We start from the raw sequence: 19,270 nt of genomic DNA, 5'->3' as shown, positions 1-19,270 counted from the left end.
TAAAAAAATTCCTCCGTCATGTTTTAAAACGACGGAGGAAACCTTGTGCGGAAGAAGGGACTCGAACCCCCACGCCTCGCGGCGCCAGATCCTAAGTCTGGTGCGGCTACCAATTACGCCACTTCCGCTTTTATAGAATTATTTTTTGCAAAAGTAACTTAAAAATACAAATTACAAAATGTTAGGTTGATTTACTTTTGGTTTAAATTAGCGATACCAATTTTTAGGTGGTAAAAGAAGCATTGCTGTTGTTGTAATCAAATATGTTTTAACAAAACCAGGATTGGCAAAACAACTTTATCATTTCGACCGCAGGGAGAAATCTTATTTCAAAACGCCAAATTAACTGATGCTTCTTTTATCGGGCAAAAGTTGGTGGCTTTGTTATTTCGACGGAATGGAGAAATCTTATTTCAACGATCAATACTTCTTTTACCACCTAAAAATTAGGCTTTGGGTTTGAAGAAGATCTCTCCCTGCGATCGGGATGACAAAACGATCACGATGACAACACGACCGAGATGACAACCATGCTTCTTTTACCACCTAAAAATCAGGCTGTTACTTTTGAGCGTTCGATGACTTCGCGGTAATAGTCTTCATACAAAGGCAAGATCAGGCTCAGGTCAAACTCTTTGGCGCGTTCCAAAGCGTTCTCTTTAAATTGTTTTAAGCGTTCCTCGTCTTCCAAAATATAAATACACCGTTCGGCCAAAGCTTCCACATCGCCAACAGCTGTCAAAAACCCGGTTACGCCTTCTACGTTTAATTCGGGGATGCCGCCGGTATTTGAACTTACCACTGGCACTTTGCAGGCCATCGCTTCCAGCGCAGCCAAACCAAAACTTTCGGATTCGGACGGCATTAGGAAAAGATCGGCAACGGATAAAATTTCTTCCACGGCATCCTGCTTGCCCAAAAAACGCACATTATCGCACACGTTTAAATCGCGGCAAAGCTGTTCGCACATCGAACGTTCCGGCCCGTCGCCAACCATCAATAATTTGGAAGGCAATTTTTTGTTTACGATTGCAAACAGCTTGATCACGTCTTCTGTCCGTTTTACTTTACGGAAGTTAGAAGTATGCACCAATATTTTTTCGCCCGAAGGCGCAATGGCTTTTTTAAAATGGTCTTTGGCTTTTTTGCTGAAACGTTTTAAATCAATAAAATTCGGGATGACACGGATTTCATTTTCGATATCAAAAAAATCGAGCGTGTCTTGCTTTAGGTGATGCGAAACTGCGGTAACCCCGTCGGACATGTTGATCGAAAAAGTAACAACCGGTTTAAACGTACGGTCTTTGCCAACCAGCGTAATATCCGTGCCGTGCAAAGTAGTTACAAAGGGAATGTGGATGCCGTAAGTTTTGAGGATTTGCTTGGCCAGGTAAGCAGCCGAAGCATGCGGAATGGCATAATGTACATGCAGCAAATCCAGCTTTTCAAAACGCGCCACGTCAACAATTTTGCTGGTCAAAGCAATTTCGTAAGGTGCGTAATCAAACAAAGGGTATTTGGAAACGGCAACTTCGTGGTAAAAAAGGTTCTCGGAAAAAAAATCTAACCGTGCCGGCTGGTTATAGGTTATAAAATGTACCTGATGGCCATGATCTGCTAAAGCTTTTCCTAATTCGGTGGCAACAACACCGCTGCCACCGAACGTTGGATAGCATACAATACCTATTTTCATTAATCTGATTTATACACAAATCTATATGTTTATAAATTGCAGAATCTGATCTTTATGTAATAATTAAGGCGTAGTTGTGGTACTTGTACTTTGGGCAGCCTGGCCTGATGCCGACCGTGCAGCAGTAAGTTTGGTTTGCAGTTCCTGTTGCTTTTTTTGCTTTTTAGCGATCTCTTTATTCAGGTCCTTAACCTTATTGTTTAAATCCTTTACATCAGAATTTTCGTCTTTTGCATCTGCTGATTTGTTTGCTGCACGCCTGGCTGCCTTTTGTGCTTTCCTGGTTTTGCTATAATCTGCATCGGTGGCACTTTGCGCCTGGCTGCTGCTTTGCTGTGCGGCTTGTTGCGCATCCTGGGTGGCACTTTGTGCTTTTGCCTGCTCGGTTGGCAGCTTGCTTTGTGCATCCTGCAACTTAACCTGCAAATCAGCAATATCCTTGGTTACATCTGCATATTGCTTACTCAATTTAAGGGTGTCTGTTTGACAAAAAGCCTGCGTACTAAAACCTAATACGGCAATTACTAATACTAAAATAATTTTTTTCATAGATAAGATTAATTTTTTTCGTCTCAATTACAAAAACCATGCCTTTTAGAGCTTGTTTAAATTTATATTATGAAAAACTACCATGCTTCTTTTATGCCCATAAATTTTGTATTGGGTTTTTTATCGGTAAAAAACCACAAAAAGACAATGATTTTTAGGTGGTAAAAGAAGCATGGCAAATAAACCGGATAAAATCTAAACAGCCTTTTTGTTATTGCACGCCTTTTTGTATCGCTTCGTAAACAGCATCCTGTACCCTTCTGCGGATGCCCAATGAGGATAATTTTTCGGTAACTTTTGGATTGACGCGGTTGGAAAGAAAGATATAAACCAGGTTATATTTCGGGTCAACCCAAAAACAAGTGCCCGTATAACCGGTGTGGCCATAAGTTTGATCGGAAGCCAGAACCGAAGGATATTTGGTATCGCGGTTCGGGTCCCAACGGTCAAAACCTAAACCACGGCGGCTTACGTCCGATTGTTTGGAAGTAAAAAGATCAACCGTTTCCGGCTTAAAATACTGCGTGCCGCCATAAGTTCCGCGGTTCAAAAGCATCTGGTACAAAATGGCCAAATCATTGGCGCTGGCAAACAAACCGGCATGACCGGAAACGCCGCCCAGCAAACCTGCGCCCTGATCATGCACATAACCAATCAACAACTGGTGCCGGAAACCGATGTCGTTTTCGGTAGGCACAATTTGATTTTTTGAAAAACGGTTCAACGGAAGAAAACCGGCGGTTTGCATGCCCAGCGGCGAATAGAAATTTTGCTGCACAGAAACATTAAGCGGCGTTCCGGAAATGGTTTCTACAATTTCTTTCATAAAATACATGCTCAAATCGCTGTACACATATCTGCCGCGTGTTTTGATGGGCGATTTCAACATATCCGGCCAGATCACATTTTTAAAATAATCTTTTTTGAGGTAAAAATGATCGGCAACTTTGGTTGGAAAAGTGGCGGAAGAATCTGTGCTTCGGTCTATCGCTTTTAGTTTTTCCCAAGTGATGATATCCGGAACCATGCCTGTTTGGTGCGTTAAAAACTCACGGACTTTCAAATCATCTTTGTTGGTGTTTCGGGTGGAAGCCAGATAAGTGCCGGCGGTAGAATCCAAATTCAGCTTTCCCTGATCGTACAAACGCATCGTTTCCATTGTGGTGGCCGAAACTTTGGTTACCGATGCCAGGTCAAAAATATCCGTGATTTTGTCCTTTAAAGTATCGTTGTAATTATGGCTGCCGTAAGCTTTGTTAAAAATCACTTTTCCGTTCCGGGCCACCAAAACCACCGCGCCTGGTGTTGCCTGTGCCCTAATCGCTTCGGCAACAATGGCATCAATTGCGCTATTTAAATTATTTGCGTTGATGCCAGCTTCCTCCGGGACAGAATAAGCCAAACGGGTTTGCGTGGTCGTAAACCCTGCTCCTTTTTTATACTTCGCCGAAACGTCTCCTGTTAGTTTTTGGTTTGATGCCACGCCGCCAAAAATCAATTGTGCGGTAAAATTTGCGGCAACAGGCGAATTGAAAGCCGACCAAACCAATGCTCCTTTTAGCACATCAAATTGGGTGGGCAAAATTGGCGTGCCAAAACAAACCACGATCAGGTTTTTATGCTGATCCAAGTTGGTTAAAAAAGGAATCAAAGCCGGGTTGCTCAAATCAGTTCTATTTAATGGAACAATGACGGTTTGAAAAAACTTCAAATCAAACAACAAGTTGTTCAACGTTTTGTCCGCATCGTAATTGGCCGAATTGAAAGACTGGACTTTGGTATATTTATTTAGCAAACTATCAAAAACAGAAGCGTTTTCAAAACCAAAATGTACGCTGGCAAACTTTTGCTGGTCCAGGTTTTTTATCGGCACCAACTGATTTGGGTTGTTCAGCAAAACGGTGGAAGTTTCAATGCTTCTTTTAGCAGCTAAAAATTGCTGGTTTTGCTGGTGCTGGTCTTGCGCACACGCCGAACTCAGCGCAATCATCACCCAAAAAATCCCGGCTAAACACTTTCGGTTAAGGCTTTTTATATACATTTTCTCCGTTGATATAAGTTTGAAGTACTTTCACTTTTGGCAGTTCGCTGCCTTTTACTGTCATTAAATCTTCGTCCAGAATCACAAAATCGGCAAACTTGCCCGGCTCCAAACTTCCTTTTTCATGTTCCTGGAAGTTGGCTTTTGCCGCCCAAATTGTCATTCCTTTAATCGCTTGTTGGCGTGTTAACGCATTTTCTTTTTGAAAACCACCTTCGGGCAACCCTTTTAAATCTTTTCGTTCCACAGCAGCATAAAAGGTGTAAAACGGACTGATGTTTTCAACCGGAAAATCAGTTCCCAACGGCAGCCAGCCGTTTTGCTGCAACAATTGCTGGTAAGCGTATGCTGTTTTTAGCCGTGTTTTTCCTAAACGCTGGACGGCCCAGCTCATGTCTGAAGTGGCGTGTGTGGGCTGGACAGATGGAACGATGTTGTTCTCGCCAAAATACTTAAAATCCGCCGGATCAATGATCTGGCTGTGCTCAATCCGCCAGCGGCGATCGTTTTTTCCTTTTAAAACCGAAGCATAAATCTTCAGCATCACACGGTTGGCCGAATCGCCGATAGCATGGGTACACATTTGGAAACCTTTTTTTTCTAAAAGTTCTGCTATTTCCTGAAAATGCTTTTGCGGACTACGCAAAAACCCGTTCCATTTGGGCTGATCGGAATACGGTTTTAGCAAACAAGCACCTCTGGAACCCAAAGCACCATCCGCATAAACCTTGACCGAACTGACGTTTAAACGTGGCGTTTTGATGGCACCATTCCGAAACAACGCATCTAAATTTCTTGGATTATCGGACAGCATCACGAATAGCCGCATCTTTAAATCGCCGCGGTTTTGCAATTGGCGGATGGTGTTCACCAAAGGAAAATCCAGCCCGCAATCATCAACCGTAGTTAAACCCACGGCAAAACAATTTCGCTGCGCCTGCAACAACGCGTTTTGCGATTGTTCTTCGGTTGGTTCCGGGATTTTATGCGCAACCAGATCTACTGCATTGTCCAGCAAAATCCCGGTCAGTTTGCCTTTTATCGTTTCAATTGCCCCGCCAGCAACCTTTTGGTTTGGTTTGATGCCTGCAATGTTCAACGCCGCCTGGTTTGCGATGGCCGCGTGTCCGTCAACCCGCGTTAGCACAACCGGCCTTTCGGGAAACAAACTGTCCAGCTTCAGCTTGTTTGGAAATTGCTTAGTTTTCCAACGGTTTTGGTCCCAGCCGTTGCCGATGATCCAGCCTTCGGTATTGTTTTTCGCATAACTTTTCACCGAATCAACCGCCACATTCCAGCTTGGCAAATCTTTTAAATTGACGGTTTGCAAACCCATTCCATATTCGTAAAAATGCGTATGTGCATCAATAAAACCCGGAAAAACTGCTTTGCCATGTGCATCAACTACTTCTTTTGCGGTATATTTTTTTTCGAGGTCGGCCGTTTTTCCAACTTCCAGGATTTTTCCGTCCCGCACCGCAAAAGCTTCGGCAATGGCAAAACGGTTATCAATGGTGTAAACCCGCGCATTTTTAACCAGCAGGTCGGCATTGTTTTCTTTTTTCTGATTGCAAGAAAACACCGATAAAAGAAGCATCAGGCACCATACTGTTTTTATGCCTATAAATTTGGTGAAAGGTTTTGCAGAAGTGGCCATCAAAATTTTATCATGTTGTTTAGTTCAAATTGTCGTTCTTTCATCCGAAGCTGCAAAAATATTATCAGTAAACCATCATTTTAAATTTCGCAAAGCTACATCGGCCCGGTAAAACTGCGAAGTTATGCGATCAATTTTTTAATTTAGCATCGAAATAGAATTGAGGAAGATTAATGTCTGATATTATCCATCTTTTGCCTGATGCCGTTGCCAACCAAATTGCCGCAGGTGAAGTGGTACAACGACCGGCATCGGCCGTAAAAGAACTATTGGAGAACGCGATAGATTCCGGCGCGGATAAAATTCAACTGATTGTAAAAGAGGCTGGTAAAGCGTTGATCCAGGTGATTGACAATGGTTGCGGCATGAGTTTTACCGATGCACGGATGTGTTTTGAACGACACGCCACTTCCAAAATCCGCAAAGCCGATGACCTTTTTGCCATTCGCACAATGGGTTTTCGTGGTGAGGCTATGGCTTCGATTGCCGCGATTGCGCAAGTGGAGTTGAAAACGAGGCGGCACGAAGACGAGTTGGGAACAGAAATTTGCATCGAAGCTTCCACCATAACCAGTCAGGAACCTTGTGCTACCGCTGCCGGAACTTCGGTTTGTATTAAAAACCTTTTTTACAACACGCCTGCCCGCCGCAATTTTTTGAAAGGAAACTCGATAGAAATGCGGCATATTATTGATGAGTTTCAACGCGTTGCGTTGGCTTATCCGCAGGTATTTTTTACGCTGCATCACGATGGGCAGGAGGTTTTTCATCTGCCTTCAGCTTCGCTAAAACAACGCATCGTTCATCTTTTCGGCAATAATTACAAAGAGAAATTGGTGCCGGTAAAAGAAGATACCTCGATCATCAAGTTGGATGGTTTTGTAGGAAAACCGGAATTTGCCCGTAAAACACGCGGCGAGCAGTTCTTTTTTGTGAACAACCGTTTCATCCGCGATAATTATTTAAACCACGCCGTTTCTTCGGCTTTTGAAGAATTGTTGCAGGACGACAGCTTTCCGCTTTACGTTCTTTTTATCACGATTGATCCGGCCAAGATAGACATCAACGTTCATCCAACCAAAACCGAGATCAAATACCAGGACGAAAAAGCGATTTACGCCATTATCCGTTCGGCTGTAAAACGTTCTTTGGGTCAGTACAACATCACGCCAACGCTTGATTTTAACCAGGAAACCGGTTTCGATCAGATGATTAGTCATAAACCTTTGGATCAAATCGTTCCGCCGGGCATCAACTTCAACCCGGATTACAATCCATTTTCTAACGAGGTAAAAACAGCATCGGACACTTCTGTTTTACGTCATTCTGCCGAAAGGCGCAAACCGGATTTTGTACAAAACTGGGACACACTGTACGAAATAACGCAGGGAAAAATCGCGCAGCAACACGAAATCGAGATGCAGCAGCGCGAAATTGCGGTGGATAACCAGCAGCTAACAAAATCGAGCGAGCGGCAACTGTTCCAAATCCATAACCGGTTTATTTTATCGCAAATAAAATCGGGTTTTATGCTGATTGACCAGCAGGCCGCGCATGAACGGATTTTGTACGAACGCTTTTTGGTGCAGTTGGAAAACCATACCGGCGTTAGTCAGCAAACTTTATTTCCGCAAAGCATTACGTTAAGCACTCCGGATTTTGAGCTGTTAAAAAGCTTGTTCAACGATGTGCGCGCTTTAGGTTTCGACATCCGCGAATTCGGAAAAAACACAATCATTGTAGAAGGCGTTCCGGCAGAACTGACCAATGCCATCGAAAGCGAAATGCTGGAAAAACTGTTGGAAGGTTTCAAAAACAACCAATCCGCTTTAAAACTCAGCAAACACGATAATTTAGCGCGAACGCTGGCGCGAAATGCAGCCGTGAAACCAGGAACGCGTTTTTCGCTGGAGGAAATGAACCAATTGATTGATCAACTGTTTGCTTGTCAGCTTCCCAACGTTTCTTTAAGCAGCAAACCCGTTATCATTACTTACACTTTAGAAGAGCTTTTTCAAAAATTTGATCGATAAAAGAAGCATCGTACCGCTTCTGTAAAAACCATGAATTTATTCGGACAATCGCCTTTAGCCAACCTTACGCCCGTTGTAAAAAACCTGCTGATTATCAATATCATTTTCTTTATCGCCACTTTGGTTTTTCAAAGTATGGGCATCGAACTTGCTTTTCACCTCGGTGCTTTTTACTTCAATTCGCCGCATTTTAGGGTTTGGCAAATCATCACCTACATGTTTATGCACGGTGGCTGGGCGCACATTTTCTTCAATATGTTTGCTTTGTACATGTTTGGCCCGGCAATAGAAAATTACATGGGTTCGAAGCGTTTTTTCAACTATTATTTTATTACAGGGATTGGTGCTTTAGCTTTGCAAATGCTGGTGCAGGCGATAGAAGTGCATGGCATTTTGGGCAGCTTTACTTTTGACCCGGCCATGAATTACAACATCACGCCGGAAGATGTAGGCAGGCTCCGGGCAATTTATGCCGAACCAATGGTTGGCGCTTCGGGCGCGCTGTTTGGGATTTTGGTTGCGTTTGGCGTTTTGTATGCCGAAACCAATTTGTATATTATGCTGATCCCAATTCCAGTAAAAGCAAAATACGCTGTAATTGGTTATATTGTGGTAGAATTATATTTGGGTTTAAGCCAGCACCAAGGCGATTCGGTAGCGCATTTTGCCCATTTGGGCGGTGCACTTGTTGGTTATATTTTATTAAAAATTTGGGGGATGCATCGTACAAACGATTTTTATTAATGTACCGTTATTACAATGAGGTTGTTTAATTTTTTTTGCTGATGCTTCTTTTACCCTATAAAAATTGGTGTTAGTATCAACTTAAACAAATCAAAACAAATTGTACATTGATTTTTAGGCGGTAAAAGAAGCATGGTATAAAGCACAAAGGAATAAGTTTGAACAAGTTCAATGAAAATCTTTTAAACTGATAATTTTTATGTGGGAAGAAATTCGTACACAAGTGTTTCGTTCAGGAAACCGGTTAAATATGCTGATCGGTATCAACGTGATCGTTTTTGTATTTTTAAGCCTGCTTGGCGTGGTAGAAATGCTGACGACGCGCAACGCAGTTATTTCGGCAACGATCAATGACTATTTAGCCGTTCCTTCGTACCTGCCAAAATTATTGATCCGTTTCTGGACACCTTTAACCTATATGTTTTTGCACAGCGGGTTTTTCCATATCCTGTTCAACATGTTGTGGTTTTACTGGATGGGTGGCATTTTCCAGGAATATCTGGGCGGAAAAAAGCTGGTTGACCTGTACATTATCGGAGGCTTAGCCGGCGCATTTTTATACGTACTGTTTTACAATGTCTTCCCGCTTTTTGCCGATGTAAAAACAGTATCCACCACCGTTGGTGCTTCGGCTGCGGTAATGGCCATCATCGTGGCAACCGCAACTTTACTGCCCGATTATACCATCCAACTGCTGTTTTTAGGTTCGGTAAAATTAAAATGGATCGCGTTGTTTTATGTTTTGTTTGATCTGATCAGCATTACCGGGCCAAATGCCGGCGGCGAAATTTCGCATATCGGCGGCGCAATTGCGGGCTTCTTTTACATCAAACATATACAAGGCAGTACGGCGCTCGGCCGCGCTTTCGAACGTTTTTCAAAACCTAAAACGCTGCACGTCGTATCAAAGAACTATGCTAAAAACAGCACGGTCAGGCCAAAAGAAGAAGAAATAGATTCTATATTAGACAAAATTTCGCAGTCGGGCTACGCAAGCCTCACCAAAAAAGAAAAAGAGATCCTGTTCAATGCCAGTAAAGACGAAACCAGTTAGAAAAAAGAAAACCTACTTTTTTGATTATGTGGTTTTAGTTTTTACCATTGTAGCTTCCGCTTCTATTTTATTGAGCTTATTGGCCAGTTTAATTGATCCGCGCACTTGCTGGCAGCTTGTTTTTTTTGGTTTGGCTTATCCGCCGCTTTTAATTGCCAATATTATTTTGGCTTTATATTGGCTGCTCCGTTTCAGCAGGTTTATTTTCATCCCAATTCTGAGTATTTTAATTGGCTGGAGTATTTTTGCCAAGAGTTTTAATTTTAGTGCTACTGTTCCCGACGGGCCAAAAAAATCGGCTGATTATTTAAGGCTGATGACTTACAATGTGCATAGTTTTCAAGGTGTTGGCGCCAATGCTTCAAAACCAACCCGAAAAGAAATTTTGCAACTAATTAAAACCGAGCAGCCCGATGTACTTTGCATCCAGGAATTTTTCAGCCGGAAAAAAGGGGAAGCTGCCATGGTTGATTCGATCAAAAAAGCTTTGCACACGCCTTATTTCTACCGCTTTACCGTCAACAATATTGATTACGAAGGCAATGGGATTGCTGCTTTTTCAAAATTCCCAATTATTAACAAAGGTTTGATTCCGCTTGCGGATAACAACAGCACCAACCAGTGCATTTTTATTGATATAAAAAAAGCAAGCCAAACTATTCGGGTTTACGCCGTGCATTTGCAATCCATCCAGTTTATGCCCGAAGATTACCAGGTGATTGATAGCGTTAAAAAAGCCGAAGAAACAAACCTGCATTCGTACAAACGCATTTTAAGCAAGCTAAAAAAAGCCTTTTTAAAACGCAGTGAACAGGTTTACTTAGTGAAAAACCACGCCGCTACCTCGCCTTATCCTTTTATTATTGCCGGTGATTTTAACGATACGCCTGCTTCTTTTGCCCTCAATAAAATGTCGGAAGGGTTGGTCAATGCTTTCCGGGAAAAAGGGAACGGTTTTGGCGCTACTTACAACGGCGATTTCCCCAATTACCAGATTGATTACATCCTGGCCCAGCCTAAATTTGAAGTGATCAATTACATCGTGCTCAAGAAAAAGCTTTCCGACCATTACGGCATCCGCGCCGATTTGCGTTTGAAGTAGGCAATAAACCGCCTTTTTGTCTAAATTTGCCCGATGCAGCAAAAGCTTTTTATTTACAACACTTTATCGCGCAAAAAAGAAGAATTTAAAGCCATTGACCCGCCGCTGGTTGGCATGTATGTATGTGGGCCAACCGTTTACAGCGATGTGCATTTGGGCAACTGCCGCACGTTTATTTCTTTCGACCTTATTTTTCGATACCTCACGCATTTGGGCTATAAAGTCCGCTACGTCCGCAATATTACCGATGCCGGCCATTTGGAAGGCGATACGGATGAAGGCGAAGATAAAATCTCTAAAAAAGCAAAACTGGCGCAGTTGGAGCCGATGGAAATTGTGCAGAAATATTCGGTTGATTTCCATGACGTGATGCAGATTTTCAATGTAAAACCGCCAAGCATCGAGCCAACGGCAACCGGCCACATCATCGAACAAATTGAACTGGTAAAAACAGTATTGGAAAAAGGTTTTGCTTATGAAGTAAATGGTTCGGTTTATTTTGATGTTGAAAAATACAACCAGCACCACAATTACGGCATTTTAAGCAACCGCAATTTGGAAGACATGCTGAACAACACGCGCAATTTGGGCGGCCAGGAAGAAAAACGCGGCAAGCTGGATTTTGCGTTGTGGATAAAAGCCAAGCCCGAACATTTGATGAAATGGCCTTCGCCCTGGAGCAGCGGTTTCCCCGGTTGGCATTTGGAATGTTCGGCCATGAGCAACAAGTATTTGGGCGAGCAGTTTGATATCCATGGTGGCGGAATGGATTTGGCACCAACGCATCACACCAACGAAATTGCACAAAACGAAGCTGCTTGCGGAAAAATGCCGGCCAATTATTGGATCCATACCAATATGCTGACGGTGAACGGGCAAAAAATGTCGAAGTCTTTAGGCAACAGTTTTTTGCCGCAGGAATTGTTCAGCGGCAACCATTCTTTGTTGAACAAAGGTTTTAGTCCAATGACCGTGCGCTTTTTTATGTTGCAGGCACATTACCGCAGCACGCTGGATTTTTCAAACGATGCGTTGGATGCATCCGAAAAAGGCTTTAAAAGATTGATGAACGCTTTTGCATTGGCACCAACTTTAAAAGCATCTGCCGCAGGGGAAATAGAAATAACGCCGTTGCAGCAAAGGTGTTACGAGGCGATGAACGACGATTTTAACAGCCCCGTTTTAATAGCCGAACTGTTTGAAGTTTGCCGTTTGGTTAATTCTGTTCACGATCAAAAATTGAAAATTGACCAGCCAAACTTGGAACTTTTACAGCAGTTGTTACAGCATTTTGTGATAGATGTTTTGGGTTTGAGGGACGAATCTGCCGCATCCGATGAACTGCCAAAAGTGCTGGATTTTGTCATCAACCTGCGTAGTCAAGCAAAAACCAACCAGGATTACGCCACTTCGGATAAGATCAGGAAAGGTTTGCAGGAAATTGGTTATCAGCTTAAAGACAGTAAAGAAGGCACAAGCTGGACAAAAATTTAGGTGATAAAAGAAGCATTGTTCAAAAACCACTGTTGTTCTCAAGATAATAAAGCAACGCGAATACAGTTAAACTTTAGCTGCTTCAATTTATCAAGCTTACATTGTAATTGATTATAACAGGATAAAAAACAATAACTTGCAGCCAGATTTTCCTTGTGATAAAACGGCCAGAAAAAGCGGGCACTTAAATAAAACCTTGTTCTAAATTCACAACAAAACCAAGAATACCAATGAAAAAAATATGCACTGCTTTTGTAGCTTTTTTATGCTTTAACGGACTGGCTTCGGCACAAAAAATTACACAGGTAAAAGAAGTATTGGATGCAGAAAAAGAATATAACCGTGTAACTGCCCAAAAAGGGATACGCGATGGCATGCTGGCCGTTGCAGACCCGGAAGCAATGGTGTTTAAGCCAGAGCCGGTTTTAGCTAAAACGTATTATGCCGAAAGCGGAAAAATAGCAGGCAAATTAACTTCTGTCCCTAAGATTGCCCGTATCTCTGCCAACGGCGACCTTGCTTTTACGGCCGGTCCTTACACGCTTAAAAATGGTACAGACGATGTTACTTTCGGCGAGTACCTTTCCATCTGGCGTACCGATTTATCAGGTAAGTTAAAGCTGCTTTTCAACATCAACATGGAACACCCGGAACCGAAACAGGAGCAAACGGTTGATTTTAAAGATGCTGCCACTTCGCCCCGCATTCAAAGCAAAGACCCTTTTAACGGTCGCACTATCATTACTACTACCGATAAACTGTTTAATACTTCGCTGGGTTTTTCGGCCCTTTCTGCTTACAAAGAGTTTTTAAGTTTAGATGGGCGCTATTATTTCCCGGGATTTGAACTCCTTATTGGCCAGGACAAAATCCTGCAATTTATTGGCAACCAAGCCATTTCAATCGAAGCCTTAAATACCGGCTCCGGACGTGCCGTTAGCGGTGATTTGGCTTACAGTTATGGCAAAGCAAAAATCAAGAAAGGTACTGTTACCAACAACTACAACTACATCCGTATTTGGGAACCGGACAAATCCCACAAATGGAATATTTTGGTAGAGATATTTTCGCCCATTGAAAAATAGGTGGTAAAAACAGTATCAACAATAAAGGCCGCTGGATTAAGTGGCCTTTATTGTTGATATAAAAATTCTTCTTAAAACAACTGTTCGATAATTTGGTCGGCAGATAAACCTTCTGCTTCAGCACGATAATTCCGTACAATGCGGTGGCGTAAAATGGCTTTGGCTACGGCCTGCACATCTTCTATATCCGGCGAATATTTTCCGGAAATAACGGCATGGCATTTCGCCCCTAAAACCAAAAACTGCGATGCCCGTGGCCCTGCGCCCCAGCTTAATAACTGGTTTACTTTCGGTGTAGCCAAAGCGGTATTCGGACGTGTTTTTGCTGCTAATTTTACCGCATATTCCAATACATGGTCTGTAATCGGAATGTTCCGCACCAATTGCTGGAAGTAACGTATTTGTTCGGCATTCAGCAACTTTTTAATCGTGTTGATTTGGTTGCCCGTTGTATTTTTAACAATGTTCAATTCTTCCTGCCAGGAAGGATAATCTAAAGAAATATTAAACATAAACCGGTCCAACTGCGCTTCCGGCAAAGGATAAGTCCCCTCCTGCTCAATCGGGTTTTGTGTGGCCAACACAAAAAAAGGTTTATCCAACTGGTGCGTTACACCGGCGGCAGTAACTGCTTTTTCCTGCATGGCTTCCAACAAGGCAGCTTGTGTTTTGGGCGGCGTGCGGTTAATTTCATCTGCCAAAATAATGTTAGAAAAAACCGGCCCTTTAATAAATTTAAAGTTTCGGTCTTCGCCTAAAATCTCAGAACCGATAATGTCAGAAGGCATCAGATCCGGCGTAAATTGGATGCGGTTAAAGCTTAAATCCAGTACTTGCGCCACCGTTTGCACCAGCAAAGTTTTGGCCAGCCCCGGAACGCCAACCAACAGGCAATGGCCATTGCTAAAAATAGCGATCAAAACAGATTTTACAACTTCATCCTGGCCAATGATAATTTTGCCAATCTCTGCTTTAACTTCCCGGTACGATGCAAACAAGGCATCAGCAGCTTCTACTTCCGAAGTATGATGCATATTATTTTGCCTGTGCTATGTTAACAACCCAGGATTTAAGCTGATCACAAGTTTGATACTCCGGGTCAATATTAATGTACGTTTCTTTGCGGCGTTTTTCAAACCAATTGCTTACTGTTTTATTGATTTTAGTTTCAGAGGCAGCATCCTTCAATTTCGGAAAATCTTGCGCCAGGTTGGCTTTGTGTGCATCGGTTTTTGATTTCAGGTACAATATCTTATAAACCTTGGCATTTTTTTGGGTGGTAAACAAAGCAGGTGGCGCCATGCTTCCAACTTTCATTGTATCTACCACCAAAGCAACTTGCGGGTCTAATTTATCTGTCGGGATAAAAGTTGAACGGTTTTGAACATCTTCTGCATTCAACAGCATACCGCCGTTATACTTGGTTTCGTTATCATCAGAAAATGCAGAAGCAGCCGCTGAAAAGTCAATTTTATTGGTTTTGATTACTTTGTAAATACTGTCGGCTTTAATTTTGGCGCGGTCCAAACTAGCTTGTGTTATTGCCGGTATAATCAAAATATGCCTCACGTGCACTTGTTCGCCGCGGCGTTCAATTACTTGCAAAAAGTGAAACCCAAACTCTGTTTCAAAAACCGGAGAAATTTCCCCTGCTTTTAACTTAAAGGCCATGGCCGTAAATTCTTTGGCCATCATATTTCGATCAAAAAAACCTAAATCGCCGCCTGCCGGTGCTGATCCCGGATCTTGAGAATATAAAGTTGCCAGCGTGCCAAAATCTTCTCCGTTTTTAATCCGGGTACGCAGTGCTTCTGCTTTATCGCGCGAAAGTTGTTTTTCTTCTTTCGTCAGTTTTGGGTTAAAAACAATTTGTGCAATCTCCACCTCTTTGTTGATAGAAGGCAAACTGTCTTTCGGGATCGAGTTGAAATAATTTTTTACATCCTGCGGCGTAACACTAACTTTCTCGGTAATTTTTTGCTGCATCCGTTGCGCAGTCAACAACTCTCGAATGTCCGGCCTAATTTCATCTTTGTATTGAATTATAGACTTTCCAAGAAACGCTTCCAGCTTGTCCTGCCCGCCTGCGTTTTGGATAAACCTTCGCATCCGCCGGTCTACCTCGTTGTCAACTTCGTCGTCTTTTACAATCACACTGTCTATAACGGCTTGTTGTGTCAGCAACTTTTGAGTTAATAATTGCTGCAAAACCTGACATTTTATTGTCGGGTTTGGTTGATTGCCCTGAAGTAAATAATTATCGTATTCGTGTTCAATGTCTGAATTCAAAATAATACTGTTTCCAACTACGGCCGCAACTTTATCTAACGATTTTTTTTGACCCAAAGCTGTAAACACGCTCATCACAAAACACAGGATCAAAACGGTAAATTTTCTCATATAAAAATTATTCTCTTAAAAATACACCTACTGTTTTTATCGTGCATAATTTGGTTAAATTTCGGAAAAATTATCCGTACCTGCACAAATTATACAACATAACTTAACGGCAATATTCCTTAAATTATATGGAAGCCAAAAACAGTTTAACTAATTTTAACCAAAATTGATGATGCTAACCGAAGAAGCAGCCGCCTTACAGATTTTGATGAACGAAGATTTGTACCTTACCAAAAATGATTTGGTATGGGAAGAAAAGCCCATGGAACTCATCTCGCCTGAAAAACCGGTTGCAGAATTACCAAAAAAGACAAAAACAGAATTTATTTTCATCGGAAAAAACCTAAAAAACTTTTTGATTTTGACCGATCATAAACTGAACGACAACCAGTTGAAAGCTTTGGAAAATACGCTGGCGCGAAAGCAAATGAGTTTTGATGATGTGGCGATTGTTGATTTTTCGGCTTATCCAAATATTAGTTTCGAAGAATTGCATGTTTCTTTTATGCCACTAAAATTGGTGTGTTTTGGGTTGAATCCAGAAGATTTGGGTTTGCCGCAAACAACTTTGAATGAAATCCATCAAGAGCCAAATTATCAAATTTTGTACACCTACAGTTTTACCGAAATGCTGGGCAACAAAGACAAAACCAAAGCTTTTTGGGAAGCGATGAAAATGTTATGATTATGATTATGATTAAAGAACTTGTTTTTGTAACCAACAATGCGCATAAAGTTGAAGAAGTTGCACACGCGGTTGGCAACCGTTTTAAAATATTAAGCCTGAAAGATTTGGGTTTTGAAAAAGAAATTGAAGAAACCGGAACCACTTTTAAAGAAAATGCTTCGATCAAAACACAACGGATTTATCAGCAGTACAATTTAGATTGTTTTGCTGATGACAGCGGCTTGGAAATTGCAGCTTTAAACGGCGATCCGGGTGTTTTTTCTGCGCGATATGCTGGCGAACACGGAAACCATCAGGCCAACATCGAATGTGTTTTAGAGCAAATGGAAGACATTACCGACCGAAAAGCGCAATTCAAAACCGTTATTTCTTTGATTTGGAAAGGCCGCGAACATTGGTTTGAAGGCGTGGTTACGGGTACAATACGTACAGAAATTTCCGGAAACAGTGGTTTTGGTTACGATCCGATTTTTCAGCCTGATGGTTATCCGGTAACTTTCGCCGAAATGCCTTTATCAGAGAAAAACAAAATCAGCCATCGGGGAAAAGCCATGGCGCAACTGATTACGTTTCTGCAACAACAGTAAAACGCCATGCTTCTTTTACCGACATAAAAAAAGCACTTTCGGGAAAATCCCAAAAGCGCTTTTCAATTTATAACAGTTCAAACTTATTTTACTTCTTCAAAGTCAACATCAGTTACAGAATCAGCTTCGTTGGCAGCAGTTTGTCCTGCGTTTGCGTTGCCATCGGCAGTTGGCCCACCTTGCGCACCTGCGCCTGCATCTTGCGTTGCTTTATACATTTCTTCTGATGCAGCGTTCCATGCAGTTTGCAGTTCTGTTTGGGCTGCATCCATATTTGCATAGTTTTTAGCGGCAAAAGCTTCTTTTAGCTTGGTTAAACCAGCTTCAATTGGCGCTTTTTTATCAGCAGAAATTTTATCGCCGTATTCTTTCAGTTGTTTTTCGGTAGAAAAGACCAAAGCATCGGCAGCGTTTAGTTTTTCAACCTCTTCTTTTGCTTTCTTATCGGCTTCGGCGTTTGCTTCAGCTTCGTCTTTCATTTTCTTAATATCAGCATCAGTTAAGCCGGAAGAAGCTTCGATACGGATTTTCTGCTCTTTGCCGGTTGCTTTATCTTTTGCAGATACGTTCAAGATTCCGTTTGCATCAATATCAAAAGTTACTTCAACTTGCGGAATGCCACGTGGCGCAGCAGGGATTCCATCCAAGTGGAAACGGCCGATGGTGCGGTTTTGGGCAGCCATTGGGCGTTCACCTTGCAAAATATGGATTTCTACCGATGGCTGGTTATCAGAAGCCGTAGAGAAAGTTTCTGACTTTTTAGACGGAATGGTTGTGTTTGCATCAATCAATTTCGTCATCACGCCACCCATTGTTTCGATGCCCAAAGAAAGCGGGGTAACGTCCAGCAACAATACGTCTTTTACTTCTCCGGTTAATACACCGCCTTGGATTGCAGCACCGATCGCCACCACTTCATCCGGGTTTACACCTTTTGAAGGCGCTTTTCCGAAGAATTTTTCAACAGCTTCCTGAATTGCAGGGATACGGGTCGAACCACCCACCAGGATAATTTCATCAATATCGGAAGTGCTGTAACCAGCATTTTTTAATGCTGTACGGCAAGGCTCAATCGTTCTTTTAATCAAGGGATCAGCCAATTGCTCAAACTTTGCGCGGGTCAGGGTTTTAACCAAGTGCTTTGGCATGCCATCAACAGCAGTAATATAAGGTAAGTTAATTTCGGTTTGCGTAGTACTTGATAATTCAACTTTGGCTTTTTCAGCAGCTTCTTTTAAGCGTTGCAAAGCCATTGGGTCTTTACGCAAATCTATGCCTTCGTCGCTTTTAAACTCGTCAGCAAGCCAGTCAATAATTACCTGGTCAAAGTCATCGCCACCTAAGTGTGTATCACCGTCAGTTGATTTTACTTCGAAAACGCCATCGCCTAATTCTAACACAGAAACGTCATGCGTACCACCACCGCAGTCAAAAACTACGATTTTCATGTCTTTGTGTGCTTTGTCCAAGCCATAGGCCAAAGCGGCGGCAGTTGGCTCGTTGATGATACGGCGAACTTTTAAACCAGCAATTTCGCCTGCTTCTTTCGTAGCCTGGCGTTGTGCGTCGTTAAAATATGCAGGAACGGTAATAACCGCTTCTGTTACTTCGGTCCCTAAAAAATCTTCAGCCGTTTTCTTCATTTTTTGAAGGATCATTGCTGAAATTTCCTGTGGGGTATAATTACGGTCTCCGATAACGATTCTTGGTGTGTTACCATCACCTTTAACCACTTTATACGGAACACGTTCGATTTCTTTGGTAACTTCGTTAAACTGGTTTCCCATAAAGCGCTTAATCGAAGAAATGGTTCTTGTAGGGTTTGTAATTGCCTGGCGTTTAGCAGGATCGCCTACTTTACGTTCGCCATTATCTACAAAAGCCACAACGGAAGGTGTAGTACGTTTACCTTCACTATTAGCAATAACAACAGGTTCGTTCCCTTCCATTACTGCCACGCAGGAATTTGTTGTTCCTAAGTCAATTCCAATAATTTTAGCCATAATATGATTGATTTTTATTTTGATTCTCGCTTAATAATTCAAATCTTATTCAACAAGCCATGTGCCAAGCAACATAATTATTCTTAATTAGTATTTGCTGACAGGTTTTTACTTAAATTTAACACATAAGAAGGATTTTC

The 19,270-nt window shown here is 42.2% G+C and carries 15 protein-coding genes and 1 tRNA gene; 8 read left to right on the top strand and 8 right to left on the bottom strand.

Annotated features, from left to right (window positions below; genetic code table 11):
* Positions 1-46: 46 nt before the first annotated feature.
* The 5 genes from V5804_RS02355 to V5804_RS02335 all read right to left on the bottom strand — a co-directional run bounded on the left by V5804_RS02355 (position 47) and on the right by V5804_RS02335 (position 5,940).
* Positions 47-128 (bottom strand) — tRNA-Leu (locus V5804_RS02355).
* A gap of 425 nt (positions 129-553) precedes the next feature.
* Complete coding sequence (gene bshA / locus V5804_RS02350) at positions 554-1,693, bottom strand: N-acetyl-alpha-D-glucosaminyl L-malate synthase BshA (RefSeq protein ID WP_369589762.1); 1,140 nt, start codon at positions 1,691-1,693, stop codon at positions 554-556.
* 63 nt (positions 1,694-1,756) lie between these two features.
* Entirely contained in the window at positions 1,757-2,242 is a 486-nt protein-coding gene (locus tag V5804_RS02345) for a hypothetical protein (RefSeq protein WP_369589761.1), read from the bottom strand.
* 211 nt (positions 2,243-2,453) lie between these two features.
* On the bottom strand, positions 2,454-4,283 hold the full coding sequence (locus V5804_RS02340; protein WP_369589760.1) for a serine hydrolase domain-containing protein: 1,830 nt from the start codon (positions 4,281-4,283) through the stop codon (positions 2,454-2,456).
* The gene (locus V5804_RS02335; protein ID WP_369589759.1) at positions 4,264-5,940 is read right to left on the bottom strand and encodes an amidohydrolase; all 1,677 of its coding nucleotides are present in this window, start codon (positions 5,938-5,940) and stop codon (positions 4,264-4,266) included. Before V5804_RS02335 ends, V5804_RS02340 begins: the two co-directional genes overlap by 20 nt.
* Positions 5,941-6,113: 173 nt before the next feature.
* On the opposite strand from V5804_RS02335, the gene mutL reads away from it, so the two are divergent.
* The 6 genes from mutL (at position 6,114) to V5804_RS02305 (ending at position 13,452) form a co-directional block, all read left to right on the top strand.
* Entirely contained in the window at positions 6,114-7,973 is a 1,860-nt protein-coding gene (gene mutL, locus V5804_RS02330) for a DNA mismatch repair endonuclease MutL (protein ID WP_369589758.1), read from the top strand.
* Positions 7,974-8,003: 30 nt separating this feature from the next.
* The gene (locus tag V5804_RS02325; protein ID WP_369589757.1) at positions 8,004-8,717 is read left to right on the top strand and encodes a rhomboid family intramembrane serine protease; all 714 of its coding nucleotides are present in this window, start codon (positions 8,004-8,006) and stop codon (positions 8,715-8,717) included.
* A 199-nt stretch (positions 8,718-8,916) separates the two neighbouring features.
* Positions 8,917-9,771 carry a rhomboid family intramembrane serine protease gene (locus V5804_RS02320; RefSeq protein ID WP_369589756.1) on the top strand — a complete coding sequence of 285 codons (855 nt, stop codon included), beginning with the start codon at positions 8,917-8,919 and terminating at the stop codon, positions 9,769-9,771.
* Complete coding sequence (locus V5804_RS02315; RefSeq protein ID WP_369589755.1) at positions 9,746-10,873, top strand: endonuclease/exonuclease/phosphatase family protein; 1,128 nt, start codon at positions 9,746-9,748, stop codon at positions 10,871-10,873. Before V5804_RS02320 ends, V5804_RS02315 begins: the two co-directional genes overlap by 26 nt.
* 33 nt (positions 10,874-10,906) lie before the next feature.
* Positions 10,907-12,367, top strand: a complete 1,461-nt coding sequence (gene cysS, locus V5804_RS02310) for a cysteine--tRNA ligase (RefSeq protein ID WP_369589754.1) — start codon at positions 10,907-10,909, stop codon at positions 12,365-12,367.
* A 230-nt stretch (positions 12,368-12,597) separates the two neighbouring features.
* Positions 12,598-13,452 carry a hypothetical protein gene (locus V5804_RS02305; protein ID WP_369589753.1) on the top strand — a complete coding sequence of 285 codons (855 nt, stop codon included), beginning with the start codon at positions 12,598-12,600 and terminating at the stop codon, positions 13,450-13,452.
* 71 nt (positions 13,453-13,523) lie between these two features.
* Here the strand turns inward: V5804_RS02305 and V5804_RS02300 are convergent, their stop codons facing one another.
* Positions 13,524-14,486: an AAA family ATPase gene (locus V5804_RS02300; RefSeq protein ID WP_369589752.1), complete on the bottom strand. Its 963-nt coding sequence runs from the start codon at positions 14,484-14,486 to the stop codon at positions 13,524-13,526.
* A 1-nt stretch (position 14,487) separates the two neighbouring features.
* Entirely contained in the window at positions 14,488-15,852 is a 1,365-nt protein-coding gene (locus tag V5804_RS02295; RefSeq protein WP_369589751.1) for a peptidylprolyl isomerase, read from the bottom strand.
* A 169-nt stretch (positions 15,853-16,021) separates the two neighbouring features.
* On the opposite strand from V5804_RS02295, the gene V5804_RS02290 reads away from it, so the two are divergent.
* Both V5804_RS02290 and rdgB read left to right on the top strand, forming a co-directional pair.
* On the top strand, positions 16,022-16,537 hold the full coding sequence (locus tag V5804_RS02290; RefSeq protein ID WP_369589750.1) for a hypothetical protein: 516 nt from the start codon (positions 16,022-16,024) through the stop codon (positions 16,535-16,537).
* 8 nt (positions 16,538-16,545) lie between these two features.
* On the top strand, positions 16,546-17,127 hold the full coding sequence (rdgB, locus tag V5804_RS02285; protein WP_369589749.1) for an RdgB/HAM1 family non-canonical purine NTP pyrophosphatase: 582 nt from the start codon (positions 16,546-16,548) through the stop codon (positions 17,125-17,127).
* Positions 17,128-17,210: 83 nt separating this feature from the next.
* Here rdgB and dnaK read toward each other — a convergent pair whose 3' ends face one another.
* Positions 17,211-19,130 (bottom strand): molecular chaperone DnaK, encoded by a 1,920-nt coding sequence (dnaK, locus tag V5804_RS02280; protein WP_369589748.1) that lies wholly within the window; start codon positions 19,128-19,130, stop codon positions 17,211-17,213.
* Positions 19,131-19,270 lie beyond the last annotated feature (140 nt).

The organism is Mucilaginibacter sp., from assembly GCF_041088075.1.
In the GTDB taxonomy this organism is placed as follows: Bacteria; Bacteroidota; Bacteroidia; order Sphingobacteriales; family Sphingobacteriaceae; genus Mucilaginibacter_A.
The sequence above is the reverse complement of the archived record's forward strand: the minus strand, read 5'-3'. Positions and strand labels throughout refer to the sequence as shown.

Excerpts from the sequence above, each read along its gene's own strand:
- bshA (WP_369589762.1), bottom strand. The coding sequence starts at position 1,693 with ATGAAAATAGGTATTGTATGCTATCCAACGTTCGGTGGCAGCGGTGTT.
- V5804_RS02345 (WP_369589761.1), bottom strand. The coding sequence starts at position 2,242 with ATGAAAAAAATTATTTTAGTATTAGTAATTGCCGTATTAGGTTTTAGT.
- V5804_RS02340 (WP_369589760.1), bottom strand. The coding sequence starts at position 4,283 with ATGTATATAAAAAGCCTTAACCGAAAGTGTTTAGCCGGGATTTTTTGG.
- V5804_RS02335 (WP_369589759.1), bottom strand. The coding sequence starts at position 5,940 with ATGGCCACTTCTGCAAAACCTTTCACCAAATTTATAGGCATAAAAACA.
- mutL (WP_369589758.1), top strand. The coding sequence starts at position 6,114 with ATGTCTGATATTATCCATCTTTTGCCTGATGCCGTTGCCAACCAAATT.
- V5804_RS02325 (WP_369589757.1), top strand. The coding sequence starts at position 8,004 with ATGAATTTATTCGGACAATCGCCTTTAGCCAACCTTACGCCCGTTGTA.
- V5804_RS02320 (WP_369589756.1), top strand. The coding sequence starts at position 8,917 with ATGTGGGAAGAAATTCGTACACAAGTGTTTCGTTCAGGAAACCGGTTA.
- V5804_RS02315 (WP_369589755.1), top strand. The coding sequence starts at position 9,746 with ATGCCAGTAAAGACGAAACCAGTTAGAAAAAAGAAAACCTACTTTTTT.
- cysS (WP_369589754.1), top strand. The coding sequence starts at position 10,907 with ATGCAGCAAAAGCTTTTTATTTACAACACTTTATCGCGCAAAAAAGAA.
- V5804_RS02305 (WP_369589753.1), top strand. The coding sequence starts at position 12,598 with ATGAAAAAAATATGCACTGCTTTTGTAGCTTTTTTATGCTTTAACGGA.
- V5804_RS02300 (WP_369589752.1), bottom strand. The coding sequence starts at position 14,486 with ATGCATCATACTTCGGAAGTAGAAGCTGCTGATGCCTTGTTTGCATCG.
- V5804_RS02295 (WP_369589751.1), bottom strand. The coding sequence starts at position 15,852 with ATGAGAAAATTTACCGTTTTGATCCTGTGTTTTGTGATGAGCGTGTTT.
- V5804_RS02290 (WP_369589750.1), top strand. The coding sequence starts at position 16,022 with ATGATGCTAACCGAAGAAGCAGCCGCCTTACAGATTTTGATGAACGAA.
- rdgB (WP_369589749.1), top strand. The coding sequence starts at position 16,546 with ATGATTAAAGAACTTGTTTTTGTAACCAACAATGCGCATAAAGTTGAA.
- dnaK (WP_369589748.1), bottom strand. The coding sequence starts at position 19,130 with ATGGCTAAAATTATTGGAATTGACTTAGGAACAACAAATTCCTGCGTG.